Source organism: Streptomyces sp. TLI_146 (assembly GCF_002846415.1).
Lineage (GTDB): Bacteria > Actinomycetota > Actinomycetes > Streptomycetales > Streptomycetaceae > Streptomyces.
In genome coordinates this window covers 4,129,751-4,153,161 of record NZ_PJMX01000001.1, presented here as the reverse complement: position 1 = coordinate 4,153,161, position 23,411 = coordinate 4,129,751, and the positions used below count along the sequence as shown (strand labels likewise).

At 72.3% G+C, this 23,411-nt stretch carries 18 protein-coding genes; 13 read left to right on the top strand and 5 right to left on the bottom strand.

The features are described from left to right. Positions 1-121: 121 nt before the first annotated feature. The 10 genes from BX283_RS18580 to galK all read left to right on the top strand — a co-directional run bounded on the left by BX283_RS18580 (position 122) and on the right by galK (position 13,448). Positions 122-1,447 carry a ubiquitin-like domain-containing protein gene (locus BX283_RS18580; protein WP_373979189.1) on the top strand — a complete coding sequence of 442 codons (1,326 nt, stop codon included), beginning with the start codon at positions 122-124 and terminating at the stop codon, positions 1,445-1,447. Then, a complete protein-coding gene (rsmA, locus tag BX283_RS18575) occupies positions 1,444-2,304 on the top strand; it encodes a 16S rRNA (adenine(1518)-N(6)/adenine(1519)-N(6))-dimethyltransferase RsmA (RefSeq protein WP_101388696.1) in 861 nt (286 codons plus the stop codon). Before BX283_RS18580 ends, rsmA begins: the two co-directional genes overlap by 4 nt. Next, a complete protein-coding gene (locus BX283_RS18570; protein ID WP_101388695.1) occupies positions 2,301-3,206 on the top strand; it encodes a 4-(cytidine 5'-diphospho)-2-C-methyl-D-erythritol kinase in 906 nt (301 codons plus the stop codon). Before rsmA ends, BX283_RS18570 begins: the two co-directional genes overlap by 4 nt. 260 nt (positions 3,207-3,466) lie before the next feature. Next, the gene (locus BX283_RS18565; protein ID WP_101388694.1) at positions 3,467-5,275 is read left to right on the top strand and encodes an ABC-F family ATP-binding cassette domain-containing protein; all 1,809 of its coding nucleotides are present in this window, start codon (positions 3,467-3,469) and stop codon (positions 5,273-5,275) included. 254 nt (positions 5,276-5,529) lie between these two features. Then, positions 5,530-7,311 (top strand): PQQ-binding-like beta-propeller repeat protein, encoded by a 1,782-nt coding sequence (locus BX283_RS18560; protein WP_180357189.1) that lies wholly within the window; start codon positions 5,530-5,532, stop codon positions 7,309-7,311. Positions 7,312-7,521: 210 nt separating this feature from the next. Further along, a complete protein-coding gene (locus BX283_RS18555) occupies positions 7,522-9,171 on the top strand; it encodes a PQQ-binding-like beta-propeller repeat protein (RefSeq protein WP_101388692.1) in 1,650 nt (549 codons plus the stop codon). Positions 9,172-9,437: 266 nt separating this feature from the next. After that, complete coding sequence (locus BX283_RS18550; RefSeq protein WP_101388691.1) at positions 9,438-10,112, top strand: LuxR C-terminal-related transcriptional regulator; 675 nt, start codon at positions 9,438-9,440, stop codon at positions 10,110-10,112. 156 nt (positions 10,113-10,268) lie between these two features. Beyond that, positions 10,269-11,318, top strand: coding sequence for a galactose-1-phosphate uridylyltransferase (gene galT / locus BX283_RS18545; RefSeq protein WP_101392439.1), 1,050 nt, complete (start codon positions 10,269-10,271; stop codon positions 11,316-11,318). Further along, complete coding sequence (gene galE, locus BX283_RS18540; RefSeq protein WP_101388690.1) at positions 11,315-12,283, top strand: UDP-glucose 4-epimerase GalE; 969 nt, start codon at positions 11,315-11,317, stop codon at positions 12,281-12,283. The genes galT and galE overlap by 4 nt, the downstream gene beginning before the upstream one ends. Further along, positions 12,276-13,448 (top strand): galactokinase, encoded by a 1,173-nt coding sequence (gene galK / locus BX283_RS18535; RefSeq protein ID WP_101388689.1) that lies wholly within the window; start codon positions 12,276-12,278, stop codon positions 13,446-13,448. Before galE ends, galK begins: the two co-directional genes overlap by 8 nt. Positions 13,449-13,644: 196 nt before the next feature. Here galK and BX283_RS18530 read toward each other — a convergent pair whose 3' ends face one another. Then, positions 13,645-14,085, bottom strand: coding sequence for an N-acetyltransferase (locus BX283_RS18530; protein WP_101388688.1), 441 nt, complete (start codon positions 14,083-14,085; stop codon positions 13,645-13,647). 241 nt (positions 14,086-14,326) lie between these two features. Between BX283_RS18530 and BX283_RS18525 the strand changes: the two genes are divergently transcribed. Then, entirely contained in the window at positions 14,327-15,094 is a 768-nt protein-coding gene (locus BX283_RS18525; protein WP_101388687.1) for a response regulator transcription factor, read from the top strand. Here the strand turns inward: BX283_RS18525 and BX283_RS18520 are convergent. Beyond that, complete coding sequence (locus BX283_RS18520) at positions 15,053-15,550, bottom strand: MarR family winged helix-turn-helix transcriptional regulator (protein ID WP_101388686.1); 498 nt, start codon at positions 15,548-15,550, stop codon at positions 15,053-15,055. The genes BX283_RS18525 and BX283_RS18520 overlap by 42 nt on opposite strands. A gap of 131 nt (positions 15,551-15,681) precedes the next feature. On the opposite strand from BX283_RS18520, the gene BX283_RS18515 reads away from it, so the two are divergent. After that, positions 15,682-16,686 (top strand): methyltransferase domain-containing protein, encoded by a 1,005-nt coding sequence (locus tag BX283_RS18515; RefSeq protein WP_101388685.1) that lies wholly within the window; start codon positions 15,682-15,684, stop codon positions 16,684-16,686. A 60-nt stretch (positions 16,687-16,746) separates the two neighbouring features. On the opposite strand, the gene BX283_RS18510 is transcribed toward BX283_RS18515, so the two are convergent. The 3 genes from BX283_RS18510 to BX283_RS18500 form a co-directional block, all read right to left on the bottom strand. Continuing rightward, on the bottom strand, positions 16,747-18,456 hold the full coding sequence (locus BX283_RS18510) for a VCBS repeat-containing protein (RefSeq protein WP_257583075.1): 1,710 nt from the start codon (positions 18,454-18,456) through the stop codon (positions 16,747-16,749). A gap of 280 nt (positions 18,457-18,736) precedes the next feature. After that, complete coding sequence (locus tag BX283_RS18505; protein ID WP_067159980.1) at positions 18,737-19,435, bottom strand: TetR/AcrR family transcriptional regulator; 699 nt, start codon at positions 19,433-19,435, stop codon at positions 18,737-18,739. Then, complete coding sequence (locus BX283_RS18500; RefSeq protein ID WP_101388684.1) at positions 19,435-20,463, bottom strand: fatty acid desaturase; 1,029 nt, start codon at positions 20,461-20,463, stop codon at positions 19,435-19,437. The genes BX283_RS18505 and BX283_RS18500 overlap by 1 nt, the downstream gene beginning before the upstream one ends. A 218-nt stretch (positions 20,464-20,681) precedes the next feature. Here BX283_RS18500 and ppc point away from each other — a divergent pair, with 218 nt between their 5' ends. After that, complete coding sequence (ppc, locus tag BX283_RS18495) at positions 20,682-23,411, top strand: phosphoenolpyruvate carboxylase (RefSeq protein WP_101388683.1); 2,730 nt, start codon at positions 20,682-20,684, stop codon at positions 23,409-23,411.

Here is a 23,411-nt window from a genome sequence, read left to right as displayed (position 1 = left end):
CCGACTGGGCGAGCGCAGGGTAGCGCGGCGACGCTCCGTAGTCGAATCGCTTTGGACGGTGACCGGCGCTCCGCTAATGTCCCGGCCTCGACGGGACGACCGGCCGGAACTCTGGAGCGCCGTGAGCAATACGCAGGGCAGTCACCGTGCCGCACGCGGCGGCCGCCGCGCGGCGACCAGAACCGCCGAGCCGCCGTACGCCGAGGGCGCGCCGCCCTCGTACGACACGTACGAGACGCAGCCGGCCGAGGTGCCCGGCCCCAGGCAGGGCGCGGGCCGGGACGAGGGTTCGCGGGCCGGGGCGCGGCGGGCCGCGCGGCGGCGCAGGAGCGCCGGGGCGCTGTTCGGGGCCGGGCCCGACACCCTGCGCAAGATCATCCCGCAGGCGCTGGTGGTCGCCTTCCTCGCGGGCGGGACCACCGCGTTCCTCGCCAACGACAAGGCGGTGCGGCTCACCGTCGACGGGGTGCCGCGCACCCTGCACACCTTCGCGGACGACGTCGACGAGCTCCTCGCGGACCAGCACGTGAGCGTCGGCGACCACGACATCGTGGCGCCCGGCCGCCATGAGCGGCTGGCCGGCGGCGACGAGGTCGTCGTCCGCTACGGCCGCCCCGTCGCGCTCACCCTCGACGGCCGGCGCCGCCAGGTGTGGACCACCGCCCAGACGGTCGACGGGGCCCTGCGTCAGCTCGGGGTGCGGGCCGAGGGCGCGTATCTGTCGGCCTCGCGCTCCTCCGAGATCGGCCGCGCCGGGATCGGTCTGGACGTGCGCACCGAGCGCCAGGTCACCTTCCTCGCCGACGGCCGCGAGCGCACGATCCGCACCAACGCGGCCACCGTCGCCGAGGCCATCGAGGAGGCCGGGATCTCGCTGCGGGGCCAGGACACCACCTCGGTGCCGACCGCCGCCTTCCCCCGCGACGGCCAGACGATCACCGTCATGCGGATCACCGGCACCCGCGAGGTCCGCGAGGAGCCCATCCCGTACGAGGTGGAGAAGACGAAGGACGACTCGCTCTTCGCCGGGACCGAGGTCGTCGACCGGCCCGGGCAGCGGGGCTTCCGCAAGGTCACCTACGCGCTGCGGATCGTCGACGGCGTCCGGCAGAAGCCGAAGAAGGTGGCCGAGCACGTGGTGCGCAGGCCCGTCACCCAGACCGTCCGGGTCGGCACCAAGCCGCTGCCCACCTCGGTCGGCGGCGCCGACCACCTCGACTGGAACGGGCTGGCCCACTGCGAGTCCGGCGGGCGCCCCGGGGCGGTCGACCCGACCGGGAACTACGGCGGGCTCTACCAGTTCGACGGCCGGACCTGGCACGCCCTCGGCGGCAGCGGCCTGCCGCAGCACGCCAGCGCCTCCGAGCAGACGTTCCGGGCGAAGAAGCTCTACGTACAGCGGGGGTCGAGTCCGTGGCCGCACTGCGGCCGTAGGCTGTATCGGTGAGCACCACTGAGCCCGATGCCCTCCTCGGCCCCGCCGACATCCGTGAACTGGCCGCAGCGCTGGGCGTACGCCCCACCAAGCAGCGCGGTCAGAACTTCGTCATCGACGCCAATACGGTCCGCCGGATCGTACGGACGGCGGGGGTGCGGCCCGACGACGTCGTGGTGGAGGTCGGGCCCGGCCTCGGCTCGCTGACCCTGGCGCTCCTGGAGGCGGCGGACCGGGTGACGGCCGTCGAGATCGACGACGTCCTCGCGGGCGCGCTGCCCGGCACGATCGCGGCCCGGCTGCCCGCGAAGAAGGACCGCTTCGCGCTGGTCCACTCCGACGCGATGGTGGTCCAGGAGCTGCCGGGGCCCGCCCCGACCGCACTGGTCGCGAACCTTCCGTACAACGTGGCCGTGCCCGTCCTCCTGCACATGCTGGACCGCTTCCCGACGATCGAGCGCACCCTGGTGATGGTCCAGGCGGAGGTCGCGGACCGGCTCGCGGCGAAGCCCGGCAACAAGGTGTACGGCGTGCCGTCGGTGAAGGCCAACTGGTACGCGGAGGTCAAGCGCGCCGGGTCCATCGGCCGCAACGTCTTCTGGCCCGCCCCGAACGTCGACTCGGGCCTGGTCTCGCTGGTGCGGCGCACCGAGCCGGTGGCGACCACCGCCAGCAAGGCGGAGGTCTTCGCGGTGGTGGACGCGGCCTTCGCCCAGCGCCGCAAGACCCTGCGGGCCGCGCTGGCCGGCTGGGCCGGTTCGGCCGCGCTCGCCGAGGAGGCGCTGGTCGCGGCCGGGATCTCGCCGCAGGCGCGCGGCGAGGCGCTGACGGTGGAGGAGTTCGCGCGGATCGCGGAGGCGAAGAAGTGACGCAGCCGGGGGCGGTCACGGTCCGGGTCCCCGCCAAGGTCAACGTCCAGCTCGCGGTCGGCCCGGCCCGGCCCGACGGCTTCCACGACCTGGCCAACGTCTTCCTCGCGGTCGGCCTGTACGACGAGGTCACGGCCACCCCGGCCGACTCGCTGCGGATCACGTGCTCCGGCCCGGACGCGGACAAGGTCCCCCTGGACCGTACGAACCTGGCGGCGCGGGCGGCCGAGCTGCTCGCCGCGCGGTACGGCCTTGCGCCCGACGTCCACCTCCACATCGCCAAGGACATCCCGGTCGCGGGCGGCATGGCGGGCGGCAGCGCGGACGGCGCGGCGGCGCTGGTCGCGTGCGACGCGCTGTGGGGTACGGGGGCGTCGCGTGCGGAGCTCCTCGACATCTGCGCGGAGCTGGGCAGCGACGTCCCGTTCAGCCTGGTCGGCGGGGCGGCGCTGGGCACGGGCCGGGGCGAGAAGCTCTCCGTCCTGGAGGTGGGGGGCTCCTTCCACTGGGTGTTCGCTGCGGCGGACGGGGGGCTGTCCACGCCCGCGGTGTACCGGGAGTTCGACCGCCTGACGCCGGACGCGGGGGCGCCGGAGGCGGATCCGGTACTGCTGGACGCGCTGCGCTCGGGCGACGCCGTCGCCCTGGCGGGCGCGCTCACCAACGACCTCCAGGCCGCGGCCCTGTCGTTGCGGCCGTCCCTGGCGAGCGCCTTGGCGGTGGGCGTGGAGGCGGGTGCGCTGGCGGCCCTGGTCTCAGGGTCCGGGCCGACCACCGCCTTCCTGGCGCAGGACGCGGCATCCGCCGAAAAGATCGCGACCGCCCTGACGACATCCGACACGTGCCGCTCCGCGAGGGCGGCCGTGTCCCCGGCGCCCGGGGCGACGATCGTGTCTGCCTGAGCTGGGGGCTGGGGCGGGGTGTGTCTCGGGCTCAGCCACCAGGCTTTCAGGAGCGCGGGGAACTGCGTGACCAGCCCCCACCGGCCCGCAGGTGAAGAACGACGTCTTACGGGTGCGGACCGTGCGTGGCTGGTCGCGCAGTTCCCCGCGCCCCTGAAGGCACCGCACCACGTAAGCGAAGCGGCGGCCGGTGCCGGGGCACCCGGCGCAGCCGGGGACGTAACCTTGGGGACGATTCAGCCCCCCTGTTCAGGAGTGAAATGGCCGTCAACCTGGTCAATGTCGAGGCAGTCAGCAAGGTATACGGCACCCGTGCCCTGCTCGACGGCGTCTCCCTCGGCGTCTCCGAAGGGGACCGGATCGGTGTGGTCGGCCGTAACGGAGACGGCAAGACCACCCTCATCCGGATGCTCGCGCAGCTGGAGGAGGCGGACACCGGCCGTGTCACCCACGTCGGCGGGCTGCGGCTCGGCGTGCTCACGCAGCACGACTCGCTGGACCCGAAGGCCACCGTCCGCCACGAGGTGATCGGCGACCTCGCCGACCACGAGTGGGCGGGCAACGCCAAGATCCGCGACGTGCTCACCGGACTCTTCGGCGGCCTCGACCTGCCCGGGTTCGAGAGCGGGCTCGACACGGTCATCGGCCCCCTCTCCGGCGGCGAGCGCCGCCGTATCGCCCTCGCCAAGATCCTCATCGCCGACCCGGACCTGATCATCCTGGACGAGCCCACCAACCACCTGGACGTGGAGGGCATCTCCTGGCTGGCCGCCCACCTCCAGGCCCGCCGCTCGGCGCTGGTGTGCGTCACCCACGACCGCTGGTTCCTCGACCAGGTCTGCACCCGGATGTGGGACGTCCAGCGGGGCAGCGTGTACGAGTACGAGGGCGGCTACTCGGACTACGTGTTCGCCCGCGCCGAGCGCGAGCGCATCGCCGCGACCGAGGAGGCCAAGCGGCAGAACCTGATGCGCAAGGAGCTGGCCTGGCTGCGGCGCGGCGCCCCCGCCCGCACCTCCAAGCCGCGCTACCGCATCGAGGCCGCCAACGAGCTCATCGCGGACGTGCCGCCGCCGCGCGACACCTCCGAGCTGATGAAGTTCGCCAACGCGCGGCTCGGCAAGACCGTCTTCGACCTGGAGGACGTGACCGTCCAGGCCGGGCCGAAGGTGCTGCTCAAGCACCTGACCTGGCAGCTCGGCCCGGGCGACCGCATCGGCCTGGTCGGCGTGAACGGCGCGGGCAAGACTTCGCTCCTGCGCGCGCTGGCCGAGGCGCAGCGCACCGGCGGCGAGGCGCAGCCCGCGGCCGGGCAGATCAAGGTCGGCAAGACCGTCCGGCTCGCCTACCTCTCGCAGGACGTCACCGAACTCCCCGCCACCCTGCGCGTACTCGAAGCCGTCCAGCAGATCCGGGACCGGGTCGACCTGGGCAAGGGCCGGGAGATGACCGCCGGGCAGCTCTGCGAGCAGTTCGGGTTCGGCAAGGAGAAGCAGTGGACTCCCGTCGGGGACCTCTCCGGTGGTGAGCGGCGGCGGCTCCAGCTGCTGCGGCTGCTGATGGACGAGCCGAACGTGCTGTTCCTCGACGAGCCCACCAACGACCTCGACATCGAGACCCTGACCCAGCTGGAGGACCTGCTCGACGGCTGGCCCGGCTCGATGGTCGTCATCTCGCACGACCGGTTCTTCATCGAGCGCACCACCGACCGGGTGTGGGCGCTGCTCGGCGACGCGGCCCTGCGGATGCTGCCGCGCGGCATCGACGAGTACCTGGAGCGGCGCAGGCGGATGATCGAGGAGGCGGCCCCCGCCCCGGCGCAGGCCGCCGCCCGGCCCGCCGGTACGGCCTCGTCGGCCGACAGCCGGGCCGCCAAGAAGGAACTCCAGCGCATCGAGCGCCAGCTGAACAAGATCTCCGACCGGGAGACCAGCCTGCACGCACAAATCGCCGACAACGCGACCGACTTCGAGAAGGTCGCCAAGCTCGACGCGGAGCTGCGCGGCCTCATCGGCGAGCGCGACGAACTGGAGATGCGCTGGCTGGAACTGGCCGAGGAGGCCCAGTAACACGTGGGACGCGTGTGACTGTCGAGGTCGCGTGACGAGTCGTAAAGAGCACGTGCAAACTCCATAACAGGCACATCACAGGCCGGTCCGCCCTTGGGAACAGGGGCGGACCGGCCCCCTGTTCGAGGGGTTGCGGGTGATAGAAAGAAGCCCCGCTCGACTGACGCAAACTGTGCGGGACCATGTCCGATTCCGCTCCGGAAACGCGGGGGAGTCCGTTCGGACAGCGGTCCGCACGAAGGGGGAAACACGCTGTGACCCAGCCGCCCAGCCAGCAGCCGCCGCAGGGGGGCTTCGGGGCACCCACGGACCCGCCCGCCGGGGCACCCACCCCGCCCGCCCAGCCGCCGCAGATGCCGCCGCCGCCCGCGGGCCCGCCGCCCGCGATGCCGCCCGCCCCGCCGCAGGGCGCGCCCGCGTACGGCTATCCGCAGCAGCCCGGTGCCCAGCCGGGCTACGGCTACCCGCAGGCCCCCGGCCAGCCGGGCCCGTACGGCCAGCAGCCCGGCCCCTACGGCCAGCAGGGCCCGTACGGCGGTTACCCGACGCAGCCGCAGTACCCGGGCGCCCCGATGCCGGAGCAGCCGGGCGGGGGCCGCAACCCCTTCAAGGGCAAGCCCGCGGTGATCGTGGCGGCGGCCGTGGCCGGTCTGCTGGTGATCGGCGGCGGCGTGTACTTCGCCACCAAGGGCGACGGTGACGACAAGAAGCCCGTGGCGAAGACGGGCGAGAGCGTCAAGCCGACCGGCTCCGCGTCGGCGGACACCGGCGACGGCAAGGGCGACGGCCGCGCCGGGGGCGACGACCTCAACGCGGGCCGCAAGGACGGCGAGGCGAAGGTCTGGCTCCAGGAGAACGCCACCCAGCTGACCCAGAACGGCGCCGAGCAGTCCGGCCCCTGGGTGATCGGCGACACCGTCGTCAAGGCGATGTACAAGGAGGTCACCGGCTATTCGGTGACCGACGGCAAGCAGAAGTGGAGCGTGCCGCTGAGCGCTCCGCTGTGCGGCGCGCCGCACCAGACCACCGCCGACGGCAAGATCGTCCTCGGTGTGCAGGAGAACAACACCAAGAACGCCAAGTGCAACCAGCTCCAGCAGGTCGACCTCGCGGCCGGCAAGGCGGGCTGGAAGGTGGCGGTCCCGTCGGAGAACGCCTTCGACATCATGACCAGCTTCGACATGGCGATCAGCGGCAACACCGTGGCGGTGGCCCGGATGGGCGGCGTCAGCGGCTTCTCGGTCCTCGACGGCAAGAAGATCTTCGGCCAGGAGCGCAGCGGCAACTGCCGCGCGGACGCCTTCGCGGGCGGCCCCCGCCTGGTCGCGGCGGGCAGCTGCACGGTCGGCGGTGACACGCTCGGGATCGACCAGATCCAGGAGCTGGACGCGACGACCGGCAAGCCCAAGTGGACCAAGCAGTTCCCCAAGGGCTGGAAGGTCTCCCGGGTCTTCTCCGCCGACCCGCTGGTGGTCTACCTGACCAACAAGGAAAAGAAGCAGTACAACATCTCGACGTTCAAGCCGGACGGCTCGCTCCGCTCCGAGCTGAGCAGCAAGGACAGCTTCCAGCCGGAGTGCGGCTGGGCGATCATGGACCGCGACCTCCAGGGCTGCCTGGGCACCGCCGCCGACGCCAACACGCTGTACCTGCCGACCGAGCCCAAGCGCAGCACCGGCGAGAGCTACGGGCGCACCAACGAGGTCGTGGCGTTCGACCTCAACACCGGCAAGGAGAAGTGGCGTTCGAGCGCGGGCGGCGACCGCACGATGCTGCCGCTGACCTCCGAGAACGGCAAGGTCCTCGCCTACATCGCGCCCACCACCGAGAAGGGCGGCGCGGTCGCGGAGATCGCGGCGACCGGCGGCCAGCCGAAGACCGTGCTCCAGAACCCGGCGTCTACCGCCTCCATCGAGAACGGCTTCTTCTCCAAGCACGTGGCCTACCGCGACGGCCGGCTCTTCATCCTCAACGGCCGGGTCTCCAGCCCCAAGGGCGACACCAAGGAGAAGGCCCTGATGGGGTTCGGCAACTGATGAACGCGCCCGCTCCCGCCCACTTCCTTTCCGCAGAGGTACGTACGCCATGAGCCAGCCCCCCAGCCGCCCCAGCAGCCGCCGGGCGAGCCGACGCCGCCCCAGGGCGGAGGCTTCGGCGCCCCGCAGGAGCCCCCGGCCGGTGGTTTCGGCGCGCCCACCCCGCCCCCGGCGGGCGGTTTCGGCGCCCCGACGCCGCCGCCCCCGGCGATGCCCCCGGCCCCTCCGGCCCAGCCGCCGACGGCCCCGGCCTACGGCTACCCGCAGGCCGCGCCGCCCGGGTACGGCTATCCGCAGACCCCGGCCCCCGGCCAGCCGGGCTACGGCTACCCGGGCCAGCCGCAGCAGGGCTACGGCCAGCCCGTCACGCAGCCCATGGCGCCGCAGGGCGCCCCGGGCGGCCCCGGCGGCGGCAAGAAGCTCAACACCCAGATGACGATCATCGTCTCGGCGGTCGTCGCGGTGGCGCTGATCGTCGGCGGCGGCATCTGGTACGCCAAGGGCAAGGACGGCGACAAGAAGGACGAGTCCAAGTCGGGCTCCACGCAGGGCGCCGACGGCGGCAAGCAGGGCGGCTCGACCGGGGGCGGCGGCAAGGAGCAGGCGCCCGCGAACACGGCCTCCAAGGTGCTCTTCCAGGTCCCGCAGCCCAAGGTCACCGACCTGGTCCACGTCGACGGCTCCTGGCTGACCGACAAGGTGTACGCCAAGTCGGGCGTCAACGAGGTCGTCGGCTACGACAACACCAAGGGCACCCAGCTGTGGAAGACCCCGCTGCCCGGCGCGGTCTGCGCGGCCACCCGGCACATCACCTCCGACAACAAGACGGCGATCGTCTACGAGGGCCCCAAGGCCTCCGGCGAGAAGTACGCGCGCTGCACCGAGGTCGCCGTCCTCGACCTGACCACCGGCAAGCTGGCCTGGACGAACACCGTCAAGGAGGGTGACCGCAAGACGGCGTACGAGGAGGTCACCATCGGCGCCGGCACGGTCGCCACCGGCGGCACCTCGGGCGGCTCCGCCTGGGACCTGGCCACCGGCAAGCTGCTGTGGCAGCCGAAGGTCACCACCGACCAGTGCAAGGACGCCGGCTACGGCGGCGGCGACGCGCTGGTGGCGGTCCGCAAGTGCGGTGACTACGACAACCCCACGGTCACCATCCAGCCGCTGAACCCGAAGACGGGCGCGCCGATCTCCTCGTACAAGATGCCGCCCGGTGTCCAGTACGCGCACATCGTCTCGACCAAGCCGCTGGTGGTGGCCGCCGACGTCGGCGACACCGCCGGGGACGGCAGCGGGATCTCGGACTTCTTCTCCCTCGACGACAAGACCGGCAAGCTGCTGGCCCGCATCCCGGCGCCGGGCGACAAGTACGCCGCCGACTGCGACTCCACCGAGGTGGAGAAGTGCACCTCGGTCGCGGCGGGCGGCGGCAAGCTGTTCGTGCCCACCGAGCAGCACGACGGCGCGGGCGGCAGCGGCTACTCCGGCCGCACCAACGAGATCATCGCCTTCGACCTGGCCACCGGGCAGCCCGTTCCCGGCAAGGCCGACGGCGGCGACGGCTCCTCGCTGTACCCGCTGCGGATGGACGGCAACAACGTCATCGCGTTCAAGAAGCCCCCGTACGACAAGGGCAGCCAGGTCGTGAGCGTCGACGGCGGCAGCTTCAAGCAGACGGTCCTGCTGCAGAACCCGGCGGACAACGCGGTGCGCGACGCGCTCTCGCAGTTCGGCCCGGAGTACGGCGAGATCCGCTACAACCAGGGCAAGCTCTTCATGTCGTCGACCTCGGTCATGAAGCCGAGCACGGTGACCAGCGAGACGAAGTACCTGCTGATCGGCCTGGGCACCGGCTGACCGGGCGGCGCCGTCCCCGACGGCGTCAACTTCTCCACCACGGCGGCCCCGGCCGCGGAGCACTCTCCGCGGCCGGGGCCGCCGCGTTCACCTGGGCGGACACAGTCGGTCGCCAAGTAGTCCTGAATGGCGGGGATTTCGGCAATCCGGGCGTCTTCTCACCGGTAGGGGGCGCGCTACGTCGAACAAGCGTGTAGCTTGCCGGGTCAGGGAGGGCCGGGCCAGGGGAGTTGGCAACGTGCCCCGGGGGATGGGGGGTTGCTTCGATGGGCGTGCGGCTCATGGTGGTCGACGACCACCGCCTGCTCGCGGAGGCGCTCGCCTCGGCACTCAAGCTCCGCGGGCACCGGGTGCTCGCCGCGGCCGCTCCGGTCGCCGGGGCGGCCGAGCTGGTGGTGTCACGGGCGCCGGAGGTGTGTCTGCTCGGCACGGCCACGCCCGCCGAGCCGGGGGTGTTCGACCCGATCGTCAGGATCAAGCGCGAGCGGCCGCAGGTGGCCGTGGTGGTGCTCGGGCCGGTGCCCAGCCCGCGCGGGATCGCCGCCGCCTTCGCCGCGGGCGCGTCCGGTTACGTACGGCACGACGAGCGCATCGAGGGCGTGGAGCGCGCCATGGTCAAGGCGCGGTCCGGGGAGGCGGCGGTGGCGCCGCAGCTGCTCCAGGGCGCCTTCGCGGAGCTGCTCAACCCGGCCGCGCAGCCGGACGACGAGGGGCAGCGGCTGCTCCAGATGCTGACCCCGCGCGAGGTCGAGGTGCTGGTCCGGGTCGCGGACGGCGAGGACACCCGGCTGATCGCCGCGGGCATGGGCATCGCCCCCTCCACCGCGCGCACCCACGTCCAGCGCGTCCTGATGAAGCTGGGCGTCGGCTCCCGGCTGGAGGCGGCGGCGCTGGCCGCCCGCACGGGCCTCCTGGACCGGGCGGTCCCCCCGGCGGGCTGAGCCGGACCTCTCTTGTCGGCGCTGTGGGCGCGACCGCGTGGCGGTCGCGCCCACACGTATGTCCGGCCGCCTTCCGCCGACGTCTTCGTCGCGCCCATTGACTGATGGTGTTGGCTCGTGGTTCTTTATGTTCGGTTCTGTTTGATGGAGGTGCAGGTGAAGAAGACGTCGACCCGGCTCGCCGACGGCCGTGAGCTGCTCTACTACGACTCGCGGGACGACGTCGTACGGGACGAGGCGGACACCCGGCCGCTCGACCCCGTCTCCACCGCCTCGGAGATCCGCCGCGACCCCCTGCTCGGCGACTCGGTGGCCATCGCCTCCCACCGCCAGGGCCGCACCTACCATCCGCCCGCCGACGCGTGCCCCCTGTGCCCCTCGCGCGACGGACGGCGGAGCGAGATCCCGGCCGCCGACTACGACGTGGCCGTCTTCGAGAACCGCTTCCCCTCCCTCGCCGGGGCCTCCGGCCGCTGCGAGGTCGTCTGCTTCACCCCCGACCACGACGCCTCCTTCGCCGACCTCACCCAGGAGCAGGCCGCCCTCGTCCTGGAGGCCTGGACCGACCGTACCGCGGAACTGGCCGAACTCCCGCAGGTGGAGCAGGTGTTCTGCTTCGAGAACCGGGGCGCCGAGATCGGCGTCACCCTCGGCCACCCGCACGGCCAGATCTACGCCTACCCCTTCACCACCCCCCGCACCGCCCTGATGCTCCGCTCGCTGGCCGAGCACCGCGAGCGCACCGGCGGCCGCAACCTCTTCGACGACGTGGTCGCGGGCGAGCTCGCCGAGCGCGTCCGGGTCGTCCTGGAGGGCGAGCACTGGGTCGCCTTCGTGCCGTACGCCGCGCACTGGCCGTACGAGGTGCACCTCTACCCCCGTCGGCGCGTCCCGGACCTGCGGGCCCTGGGCGAGGCGGCGCGCACCGAGTTCCCGCAGGTCTATCTGGAACTCCTGAGGCGCTTCGACCGGATCTTCGGGGACGCCGAGCCGCCCACGCCGTACATCTCGGCCTGGCATCAGGCGCCGTTCTCCGGGGGTGCGGACCGGGACGAATTCGCGCTCCACCTAGAGCTTTTCACCATTCGCCGCACTTCCGGCAAGCTGAAGTTCCTCGCGGGTTCCGAATCCGGCATGAGTGTGTTCATCAACGACGTGCCGCCGGAGGCCGCGGCCCGGCGACTGCGAGAGGTAGCGAGTCAATGAGCGGGAAGTACCTGGTCACCGGCGGCGCCGGCTATGTCGGCAGCGTGGTGGCGCGCCACCTCCTGGAGGCGGGCCACACGGTGACCGTCCTCGACGACCTCTCCACGGGCTTCCGCGAGGCCGTCCCGGCTGGGGCGGAGTTCATCGAGGGCCGCATCCAGGACGCGGCCCGCCGGCTGGACTCCTCGTACGACGCCGTCCTGCACTTCGCCGCGTTCTCGCAGGTCGGGGAGTCGGTGGCACGCCCCGAGAAGTACTGGTCGAACAACGTCGGCGGCACCATGGCGCTGCTGGACGCGATGCGCACGGCGGGGGTGCGCAAGCTGGTGTTCTCCTCCACCGCCGCGACCTACGGCGAACCGGCCTCCGCGCTGCTCACCGAGTCCGACCCCACCGCCCCCACCAGCCCCTACGGCGCCTCCAAGCTCGCCGTCGACCACATGATCACCGGCGAGGCCGCCGCCCACGGCCTGGCGGCCGTCTCGCTGCGGTACTTCAACGTGGCCGGGGCGTACGGCAGTTGCGGCGAGCGCCACGATCCCGAGTCGCACCTGATCCCGCTGCTGCTCCAGGTCGCCCTCGGCGAGCGGGAGTCGATCTCGGTGTTCGGGGACGACTACCCGACCCCGGACGGCACCTGCGTACGCGACTACATCCACGTCGCCGACCTCGCCGAGGCGCATCTGCTCGCGCTGGACGCGGCCACCGCGGGCGAGCACCTGATCTGCAACCTCGGCAACGGCAACGGCTTCTCCGTCCGCGAGGTCATCGAGACCGTACGGAAGGTCACCGGGCACCCGGTCCCCGAGGTCACGGCCGGGCGCCGGCCGGGCGACCCGGCGGTCCTGGTGGCCTCCGCCGCCCGCGCCCACGAGCGGCTCGGCTGGACGCCGTCGCGCGCGGACCTCGTGGGGATCGTCGCGGACGCCTGGGAGTTCGCCCGGCGGGAGCGCGCGGATGGCTGACAGCGCCGGCCTCACCGACCTCGCCGCCATCACGGCCGAGTTCCAGGAGCTGTACGGCAGGGCCCCCGAGGGGGTCTGGGAGGCGCCCGGGCGGGTCAACCTCATCGGGGAGTACACCGACTTCAACGACGGCTTCGTGATGCCGCTGGCGCTGCCGCACACGGCGGTCGCGGCGGTCGCGCGGCGCACCGACGGGGTGCTCAGGCTGCACTCGGCGGACATGGACGGCGGGGTGGTCCGGCTCGACGCGGACGCCCTTGAGCCCCTGTCGGGCGGCGGCTGGGCCGCGTACCCGGCGGGCGTGGTCTGGGCGCTGCGGGCGGCCGGGCACCCGGTGACGGGCGCGGACATCCACCTGTCGTCGTCGGTGCCGACCGGCGCCGGGCTCTCCTCCTCGGCGGCCCTGGAGGTCGTGACCGCGCTCGCCCTGAACGACCTGTACGAACTCGGCCTCACCCGGCCCGAGTTGGCCCGGCTCGCCCAGCGCGCCGAGAACGCCTTCGTGGGCGTCCCCTGCGGCATCATGGACCAGACCGCGTCCGCCTGCTGCGCCGAGGGCCATGCCCTCCACCTGGACACCAGGGACCTCTCGCTGCGCCAGGTCCCCTTCGACCTCGCGGCCCACGGACTCGCGCTCCTCGTCGTGGACACCCGGGTGAAGCACGCGCTGGGAGACGGCGCGTACGCCGAGCGGCGCGCCGCCTGCGAGGCGGGTGCGCGGGCGCTCGGAGTGCGGACCCTGCGCGAGGTCCCGTACGCGCGCCTGGAGGCCGCGCTGGCCAGGCTCGACTCCGAAACCGTTCGCCGGTGCGTACGCCATGTGGTGAGCGACAACGCGCGGGTGGAGCGGGTCGCGGCGCACCTGGCGGCGGGAGATCCGCGTGCGGTCGGCCCGGTCCTGACCGAGGGCCACGTCTCGCTCCGCGACGATCTGCGGGTCTCCTGCGCCGAGTTGGACCTGGTCGTGGCCGTGTCGGTGGCGGCGGGCGCGCTGGGCGCGCGGATGACGGGCGGCGGCTTCGGCGGGTCGGCGATCGTCCTCGTCGAGGCGGCGACGGCGGACACGGTCACCAAGTCGGTCGAGGAGGCGTTCGCCGCGGCGGGTCACACCACGCCCATGGTCTTCCCGGCGCTCCCGTCGACGGGGGCGCGAAGGCTGCGCTGAGCGTCTGCGGGTCGTCTGTGGCTGGTCGCGCAGTTCCCCGCGCCCCTGAAGATGCCGCTGCGCGGCAATCCCCTGCGCGGCAATCCCCTGGGCGGCCCGCAGGGGCGCATCTCAGGGGCGCGGGGCTGTGACATTTGCGGCTCCGCCGCGTGGGCGCGAGCAACCCACCACCGGCCCGCAGACGAACCCCGGGCCCTCAGATCCGCTTGGTCAGGGTGAACTCCGTTACGCCCGGCGGGTACTCGGGCACCTCGCCCACCACCTCGTACCCCTGTTTGCGGTAGAAGCCGGGTGCCTGGAAGTCCCAGGTCTCCAGGCGCGACCAGGCGCAGGCGTGCTCGGTGCGGGCCGACTCCTCGGCGCGGGCGAGGAGTTCGGCGCCCAGGCCCGCGCCCCGGTGCGCCGCGTCCACCCACAGCTGGTCCACATGGAGCCAGCTCGCCCAGACGCGGCCGGTCAGACCACCCGCCAGGCCGCCCTTCGCGTCCAGCGCCCAGACGTGCAGCGGCACTTCCCTCTCGCCGGGACCGCCGCGCAGGGCGCGGAGCGCCGAAGAGCGTTCCGTATTGGCGTCCTTGAGCCGCTGGTGCAGCAGAATCCGTCGCGCCTTGTCCACTTCCGTCTCAAAACGAAACATGGGCCACACCCTAAACACCCCGGCCAATCAGTTCTGCAAATTGCCTTCCGCTTGCGGCCCACGGCCCTACTCTGAAGCACAGCACCGGTGGGGGCCGGTGTTGATCAGGGGGCGAGACAGTCGGGTACGACGCCCGGGGTGGGGTACCAGTCAGTCCACGGCGGCGGCCGCGCGACTGCCGTGCTTCCTCTTCCGGGCGCCGTGCCCTGACCGGTCCGTTCCCCGACGCATGGGGGTGTCTGTGGTTCGTATCCGGGTTCTCGTGGTGGATGACCACCGAATCTTCGCGGAGTCGCTGGCCGCCGCCCTGGCGGCCGAGCCCGACGTCGACGTCGCGGCGGCCGGCAGCGGCCCCGCCGCGCTGCGCTGTCTGGAGCGGGGGGCCTCCGAGGGGCGCCGCTTCGACGTGATGCTCGTCGACGCCGACCTCGGCGCGCTCGCCGGGGCGCCGGTGGCCCGGGCCGTGCCGGACGGCGGTGGTGCCGACGGCCTGGTGGACGGCATCTCGCTGGTCGCCGGGGTCCGTTCGGGCCAGCCCGCCGTGCGTACGGTGGTGCTCGCCGAGAAGGACGACCCGCGCCGCGCCGCGCTCGCCCTCCAGGCGGGGGCGTCCGGCTGGGTCGCCAAGGACTGCTCGCTCCAGCGGCTGCTCGCGGTGATCAGAGGGGTGCTGCGGGACGAGACGCATCTGCCGCCCGCGCTGCTCACCGGCGTGCTGCGTGAGCTCACGGCCGCCCGCAAGCACCGCACCGAGAGCGAGCGCCTGGTGGAGTCGCTGACCCCGCGCGAGCGCGAGGTGCTGCGGTGCATGGTCGCCGGACTCGGCCGCAAGGCCGTCGCCGAGCGCCTCTACCTCTCCCCGCACACGGTCCGCACCCATATGCAGAACGTGCTGGGCAAGCTCGGTGTGCACTCCACGCTGGCCGCCGTCGCGCTCGCGCGCCGGGCCGGGGTGGGGCCGGTCGACCTAGCCGGGGATGTTGTCGAACGGGGCGGTCAACTGGCGTAGCAGCCCGGCCAGTTCGCCCCGCTGGGTGCGCGACAGCTGGGCCAGGATGGCCCGCTCCTGCTCCAGGAGTCCGGCCAGCGCCTGGTCCGCCCGGTCGCGCCCCTCGGGGGTGAGGCGGACCAGTACCCCGCGCCGGTCGCTGGGGTCGGGGAGCCGCTCGACCAGGCCCTTCTTGGCGAGCCTGTCGATCCTGTTGGTCATGGTGCCGGAGGTGACCAGCGTCTGCGTGAGCAGCTGCCCGGGAGAGAGCTGGTAGGGCGCGCCCGCGCGCCGCAGCGACGTCAGCACGTCGAACTCCCAGGGTTCCAGCTGATGCTCGGAGAAGGCGAGCCTGCGCGCCCGGTCGAGGTGGCGCGCCAGCCTGCTGACGCGGCTGAGCACCTCAAGCGGCTCCACGTCGAGGTCCGGGCGCTCGCGGCGCCATGCTGAGACCAGTCGGTCGACCTCGTCCTCCATGACGATCAGTGTAGAGGGTCTGTCGATGTGAAGTCTCTTGACGTCAAGATATATAAACCCCCACCATTGGGCATGGAGGGGCCGGGACCCTGTTCCGCTTCGCCCGCCCGTACCTGCAAGGGGGCTCGAACATGCATTCCGATTTCGTCCCGGAGTCCGTCGAGACGGCGCCCCGGGAGCACACCGGCACGTCCGATCCGACGTCCACCCCGCTGCCCGCTCCCCGCTGGGATCCGCAGCAGTACCTGCACCATTCCGGCCACCGCACCCGGCCGTTCCTCGATCTGCTGGCGAGGATCCCGGCCCTGCCGGGCCCCTCCGGCGCGGCCGCCGCCGACCCGGCCGCCGCCAGGGGAGCCTCCGGCGCCCGGGGCGTGGGCGCCCCGCGCCTCCCGGACGTCCCGCACGGGCCCGGGACCCGCCCGCCCGCCCGGATCGCGGACCTCGGCTGCGGCCCCGGAAACGTCACCGCGCTGCTCGCCGACCGCTGGCCCGACGCCCGCGTCACCGGCTTCGACCTCTCGCCCGAGATGCTCGCCCAGGCCGACAAGGACCACGCGGGCACCACCTCGGGCGGCGGCTGGCTGGACTTCCGCCCCGCCGACCTCGCCCACTGGACGCCCGACGAGCCGTACGACCTGATCGTCTCCAACGCGGCCCTCCAGTGGGTCCCCAACCACCCGGAGTCGTTCGCCTGCTGGATCGACGGCCTCACCCCCGGCGGCACCCTCGCCTTCCAGGTCCCCGGCAACTTCACCTCGCCCAGCCACGCCCTGCTCGGCGAGCTCTGCGAGTCGCCGCGCTGGCGCGCCCGGCTGCGCGACCACGGGCGCCGCTATGTGCACATCCTCGAACCCGCCGACTATCTGCTGCGGCTGACCGACCTCGGCTGCGAAGCGGACGCCTGGGAGACGACGTACTCCCAGCTGCTGTACGGCCAGGACCCGGTCCTGGACTGGGTCAAGGGCACCGCCCTGCGCCCGGCGCTGACCGCGCTCGCCGACGACGAGGAGGCGACGGAGGCCTTCCTCGCCGAATACCGCGACCTGCTGCGCCGCGCGTACCCGCCGGGCCCGCACGGCACGGTCTTCCCGTTCCGCCGGATCTTCGCGGTGGCCCGCAGGAAGGACCGCTGACGACAGTGCCCCGCACCCCGGAAGGGGGCGCGGGGCACTGTCACGTCACACCGTCACGGCCTAGAACAGGTCGCGGTACGCGTTCCAGCCGTCGCCCAGCTTCACCCGGGACTTGAAGCCGCCGTAGCCGTTCGAGTCGTAACGGAACGCCTCGCCGCGGGAGTTGGTGGCGATCAGGTCCGCCCGGCCGTCGCCGTTGAGGTCGCCCGGGGCCGCGATGTTCCTGAACTGCTGCCAGCCCGGCCCGACGTAGACGCGGGACTTGAACGGCGAAGTGGAGACGCCGGTGCCCTGGTACAGATACAGCTTCCCGTCGCCGGTGCGCGCGACGATGTCGGTCAGCCCGTCCCCGGTGAGGTCACCGGCACCGACGATCCGGTCGTACGCGTTCCAGCCGCCGCCGATCCTGAGGCGGGAGGCGAACTGGTAGCCGTTGCCGTAGCCCCGGTACAGGTAGAGCGTGCCGGAGCCGTCCCGGGCCAGCAGGTCGTTCTTGCCGTCGTTGTTCAGGTCGCCCGGGCCGACCAGGGTGGTGAAGCCGCCCCAGCCGCCGCCCGCGTCGCTGAGGTCGACGCCGATGTAGAGGCGGCCGCTGTCCCACTGGAGCAGGTCGCCGTAGAGCCCGCCGCTGATCGAGGCCGCGAACGCGAGGTGGCGCGCGTTGGCGAAGACGCCGTCGTCGCTGGCCCGGTAGCGCTGCGAGAGCTGGCCGTTGTACTCGGTGTAGTACTGCCAGAGCGTGCCCTTGGCGTCGCGGCCGACGATGGCGTTCTTCACCGGGGTCGCGTTGGCGCCCGAACCGCTGAACGCCTGGGTGTACTCCCAGCCCGTGCCCATCAGCTGCGGGCTCTGGAAGTTGCCCTTGCCGTCGGCCGCGTAGTAGTACAGCGTGCCGCCGTTGCTGCGGGCCGCGAGGTCGGCGTAGCCGTCGCCGTTGCCGTCGTCGATCGACAGGATCTGGTTGTACGCGGTCCAGCCGCCGCCGATCCTGACCCGCGACTTCAGCGGGGCGGCGGCGTCGCCGGTGCCCGCGTAGAAGTACAGGTCGCCGCCGGGGGTGCGGGCCACGACGTCGCCGAAGCCGTCGCCGTTCATGTCGTTGGCGCCGACCAGCTGGTCGTAGGCCTGCCAGCCGCCGCCGACCTTGATACGTCCGGAGAACGGGTCACCGGCGGCGACGCCCTTGCCCGGGTACAGGTACAGGTCGCCGCCCGGCGTGCGGGCCAGCACGTCGCCCTTGCCGTCGCCGGTCAGGTCGGCCGCGCCGACGATCTTGTTGTAGGCGTTCCAGCCGCCGCCCGACCAGTTCGGGTAGGCGGTGAAGCCGTCGTTCGTCATGTTGGCGTAGAGCGAGAGCGTTCCGTCCGGCTGCACGGTCAGCAGCTCGGGAATGCCGTTCCCGTCCAGGTCGCCCGGCGTGATGATCTCCTTGTAGGCGCCGAAGGAGTTCGCGTACGCCGGGTTGGTCTTCTCGGTCCAGGTCTCCAGGTACGTCTGGTTGTCGACGCCCCGGTAGAGCAGATCCGTGGAGCCGTCCTTGTTGAGGTCCAGGCGCGGCTTGGCGGCGGTGGCGGCCGCGACGGCCGACGAGCGGTGGATCCGCTGCGGGAGCGCGCCCGAGGGCTTTCCGGCGGACGGCTTGGCGGCCTCGACGGTCGCCTTCGGCGCCGTGGGCGCCTCGTCGGCCGACGCCGTGCCCGCCAGGAGCATGCCGGCCGAGAGCGCGAGGGCGGTGCAGGCCGCGAGGCGGCCGGGGCGCGGGATGCGCACAGAAGACAAAATTCCCCCCAGGGAATATGCGGGTGGAACCGGGTCGAATTCATCGCGGCTCACGCGAAAGCGGAGCACGCGGGAACAGTCCTCGCGGGGCCCACACGCAGCGCGTCGAAACAGACGTTGAGGCACGCGTGGCCGCTCACGAAGGAATGCCCAAATCCCCCCGGGAATGTGCGTGAAGCCTACAGCTGATGCATGGGTGGTTGAAGTGGAAAATGGGCCACGAGGGAGACTCGCGACCCATTCGAGATCATTCGGGACCCACCACCGCGCTTCAGTTCTTGCGGTGCCCTATCAGCCGCGGTTTCTGCTCCAGGCCGTCGAGGCCGTGCCACGCCAGGTTCACCAGGTGCGCGGCCACTTCCGCCTTCTTGGGCTTGCGCACATCCAGCCACCACTGGCCGGTCAGCGCGACCATCCCGACCAGCGCCTGCGCGTACAGCGGGGCGAGCTTCGGGTCGAAGCCGCGGGCCTTGAACTCCAGGCCGAGGATGTCCTCGACCTGGGTCGCGATGTCGGAGATCAGCGAGGCGAAGGTGCCGGTGGACTGCGCCACGGGGGAGTCCCGCACCAGGATGCGGAAGCCGTCCGTGTACTTCTCGATGTAGTCGAGCAGCGCGAACGCGGCCTGCTCCAGGAGCTCGCGCGGGTGCCCCGCCGTCAGGGCGCCCGTCACTCCGTCCAGGAGCGAGCGCATCTCGCGGTCGACCACCACCGCGTACAGCCCCTCCTTGCCGCCGAAGTGCTCGTAGACCACCGGCTTGGAGACGCCGGCCTTCGCCGCGATCTCCTCCACCGACGTGCCCTCGAAGCCCTTCTCGGCGAAGAGGGTGCGGCCGATGTCCAGCAACTGCTCCCGGCGCTCCGCGCCCGTCATCCGGGTGCGTCGGGTCCGCCGGGGTCGTTCGGTGCCCGCAGAGCCGTTGCTGCTGGTCGTGCGGGTGGTGCTGGAGTCGGTCGCCACGTCCTCCATCATGCCGCCTCTGCGGCCTTCTCCTTACGGGCGCTCTCCTCGGCGGCCTTCCCGGCACGCCGGGAGGGGGCGCCGGGCTCGCTGCGCTTGGCGTCGAGGCGGGCCTCGGTGGGCCAGCGCACGTCGTACGCCCAGCCCAGCTGCTCGCACCAGCGGATGATCCGGGCGCTGGAGTCGATCTGGCCGCGCATCACACCGTGCCGGGCCGAGGTCGGGTCGGCGTGGTGCAGGTTGTGCCAGGACTCGCCGCACGACAGGACCGCCAGCCACCACACGTTGCCGGAGCGGTCGCGGGACTTGAAGGGGCGCTTGCCAACCGCGTGGCAGATGGAGTTGATCGACCAGGTCACGTGGTGCAGCAGCGCGACCCGCACCATCGAGCCCCAGAAGAACGCGGTGAACGCGCCCCACCAGGACATCGTCACCAGACCGCCCACGATCGGCGGGATGGCAAGCGACAGGATCGTCCAGTAGACGAAGTCGCGCGAGATGCGGCGGATCGCCGGGTCCTTGATCAGGTCGGGCGCGTACTTCTCCTGCGAGGTCTGCTCCTCGTTGAACATCCACGCGATGTGGGCCCACCACAGGCCCTTCATCAGCGCGGGCAGCGTCTCGCCGAACCGCCACGGGGAGTGCGGGTCGCCGTCCGCGTCGGAGAACTTGTGGTGCTTGCGGTGGTCGGCCACCCAGCGCACCAGCGGGCCCTCCACGGCCATCGACCCGGCCACCGCGAGCGCGATCCGCAGCGGGCGCTTGGCCTTGAAGGAGCCGTGCGTGAAGTAGCGGTGGTAGCCGATGGTGACGCCGTGGCAGCCCCAGTAGTACATGAAGACCAGCAGGCCGAGGTCGAGCCAGCTCACGCCCCAGCCCCAGGCCAGCGGCACCGCGGCGAGCAGGGCCACGAACGGCACGACGATGAAGAGCAGCAGCGCGATCTGTTCGACGGACCGTTTGCTCTCGCCCCCGCGCGTCGCGGAGGAACCCGGCGGCTCGGTGGCCGGATCGATGAGGTCGGGGCTTGTGGTCATGGGGAATCCCCCTGCGGGGTGAGAGAGGAAGACGAGAGGCCAGGCTACGCATCCGTAACCTACGGCGACGTAAGTATGGCAGTGCCGCGCCTCCGTACAAGAGGGCAGTGGACTGCGTCGCGCGCACGGACACCTATCCTGGGTCTCGTCGGACAGCGCGGTCCGCAAGCCTCCAGTACCCCTCCAGACGTGCTCAAACACTGCAAGGAGCCGCACCTGTGAGCAGTGCCGACCAGACCCACGCCGCCAGCCCCGAGCTTCGCGCGGACATCCGCCGACTGGGTGACCTCCTGGGCGAGGCGCTCGTCCGCCAGGAAGGGCCCGAGCTCCTGGAGCTCGTCGAGCGCGTGCGCGCGCTCACCCGGACGGACGGCGAGGCCGCCGCCGAGCTGCTCGGCGGCACCGAGGTGGAGACCGCAGCCAAGCTCGTACGGGCCTTCTCCACCTACTTCCACCTCGCCAACGTCACCGAGCAGGTGCACCGCGGCCGTGAGCTGCGCGCCCACCGGGCCGCCGAGGGCGGGCTGCTCGCCCGCACCGCCGACATGCTCAAGGACGCCGACCCCGAGCACCTGCGCGAGACGGTCAAGAACCTCAACGTGCGCCCGGTCTTCACGGCGCACCCCACCGAGGCGGCCCGCCGCTCCGTCCTCAACAAGCTGCGTCGCATCGCGGCCCTCCTGGAGACCCCGGTCACCGAGGCCGACCGGCGCCGCCACGACCTGCGGCTCGCCGAGAACATCGACCTCATCTGGCAGACCGACGAGCTGCGCGTGGTCCGCCCCGAGCCCGCCGACGAGGCGCGCAACGCCATCTACTACCTGGACGAGCTGCACGCCAACGCCGTCGGCGACGTCCTGGAGGACCTGGCGGCCGAGCTGGAGCGGGTCGGCGTCGAGCTGCCCGCCGGCACCCGGCCGCTGACCTTCGGCACCTGGATCGGCGGCGACCGCGACGGCAACCCCAATGTGACCCCGCAGGTCACCTGGGACGTGCTGATCCTCCAGCACGAGCACGGCATCAACGACGCGCTCGAAGTGATCGACTTCCTGCGCGGGCTGCTCTCCAACTCGATCCGGTACGCCGGGGCCACCGAGGAGCTCCTCGCCTCCCTCCAGGCCGACCTGGAGGCGCTGCCCGAGATCAGCCCCCGCTACAAGCGGCTCAACGCCGAGGAGCCCTACCGGCTCAAGGCGACGTGCGTGCGGCAGAAGCTCGTCAACACCAAGGAGCGGCTCGCCAAGGGCACCCCGCACCAGAACGGCCGCGACTACCTGGGCACCTCCGAGCTGCTCGCCGACCTCACGCTGATCCAGACGTCGCTGCGCGCCCACCGCGGCGCGCTCTTCGCCGACGGCCGGATGGACCGGACGATCCGCACGCTGGCCGCGTTCGGCCTCCAGCTCGCCACCATGGACGTACGCGAGCACGCGGACGCCCACCACCACGCGCTGGGGCAGCTCTTCGACCGGCTCGGCGAGGAGTCCTGGCGGTACGCGGACATGCCGCGCGAGTACCGGCAGAAGCTGCTCGCCAAGGAGCTCCGCTCGCGGCGCCCGCTGGCTCCCACGCCCGCGCCGCTGGACGAGGCCGGGCAGAAGACCCTGGGCGTCTTCGGCACGATCAAGGAGGCCTTCGAGCGGTTCGGGCCCGAGGTCATCGAGTCGTACATCATCTCGATGTGCCAGGGCGCCGACGACGTCTTCGCGGCGGCCGTGCTGGCCCGCGAGGCCGGGCTGGTCGATCTGCACGCGGGCTGGGCGAAGATCGGCATCGTGCCGCTCCTGGAGACCACCGACGAGCTGCGCGCCGCCGACGTCATCCTGGACGAGATGCTGGCCGACCCCTCGTACCGCCGTCTGGTGTCGCTGCGCGGCGACGTCCAGGAGGTCATGCTCGGCTACTCCGACTCCTCCAAGTTCGGCGGCATCACCACCAGCCAGTGGGAGATCCACCGCGCCCAGCGCCGACTGCGCGACGTGGCCCACCGCTACGGCGTACGGCTGCGGCTCTTCCACGGCCGCGGCGGCACCGTCGGCCGTGGCGGCGGCCCCTCGCACGACGCGATCCTGGCGCAGCCGTGGGGCACCCTTGAGGGCGAGATCAAGGTGACCGAGCAGGGCGAGGTCATCTCCGACAAGTACCTCATCCCGTCGCTGGCCAGGGAGAACCTGGAGCTGACGGTGGCGGCCACCCTCCAGGCGTCCGCGCTGCACACGGCCCCGCGCCAGTCCGACGAGGCGCTGGCGCGCTGGGACGCGGCGATGGACACGGTCTCCGACGCGGCCCACGCGGCCTACCGCAAGCTCGTCGAGGACCCGGACCTGCCCGCGTACTTCTTCGCCTCCACCCCCGTCGACCAGCTCGCCGAGCTGCACCTGGGCTCGCGCCCCTCGCGCCGCCCGGACTCCGGCGCGGGCCTGGACGGCCTGCGGGCCATCCCGTGGGTGTTCGGCTGGACGCAGTCGCGGCAGATCGTGCCCGGCTGGTACGGCGTGGGCTCGGGCCTGAAGGCGCTGCGCGAGGCCGGTCTGGACACCGTCCTGGACGAGATGCACGAGCAGTGGCACTTCTTCCGGAACTTCATCTCGAACGTGGAGATGACGCTGGCCAAGACGGATCTGCGGATCGCCCGCCACTACGTCGACACGCTGGTGCCGGACGACCTCAAGCACGTCTTCGCCGACATCGAGGCGGAGCACGCGCTCACCGTCAGCGAGGTGCTGCGCATCACCGGCGGCGAGGAGCTCCTCGGCTCGCACCCGGTGCTCCAGCAGACCTTCGCGATCCGGGACGCCTATCTGGACCCGATCTCCTACCTCCAGGTGGCCCTGCTCGCCCGTCAGCGGGCCGAGGCGGAGCGCGGCGAGAGCCCCGACCCGCTGCTCGCCCGGGCGCTGCTGCTGACCGTCAACGGTGTCGCGGCGGGCCTGCGCAACACCGGCTGA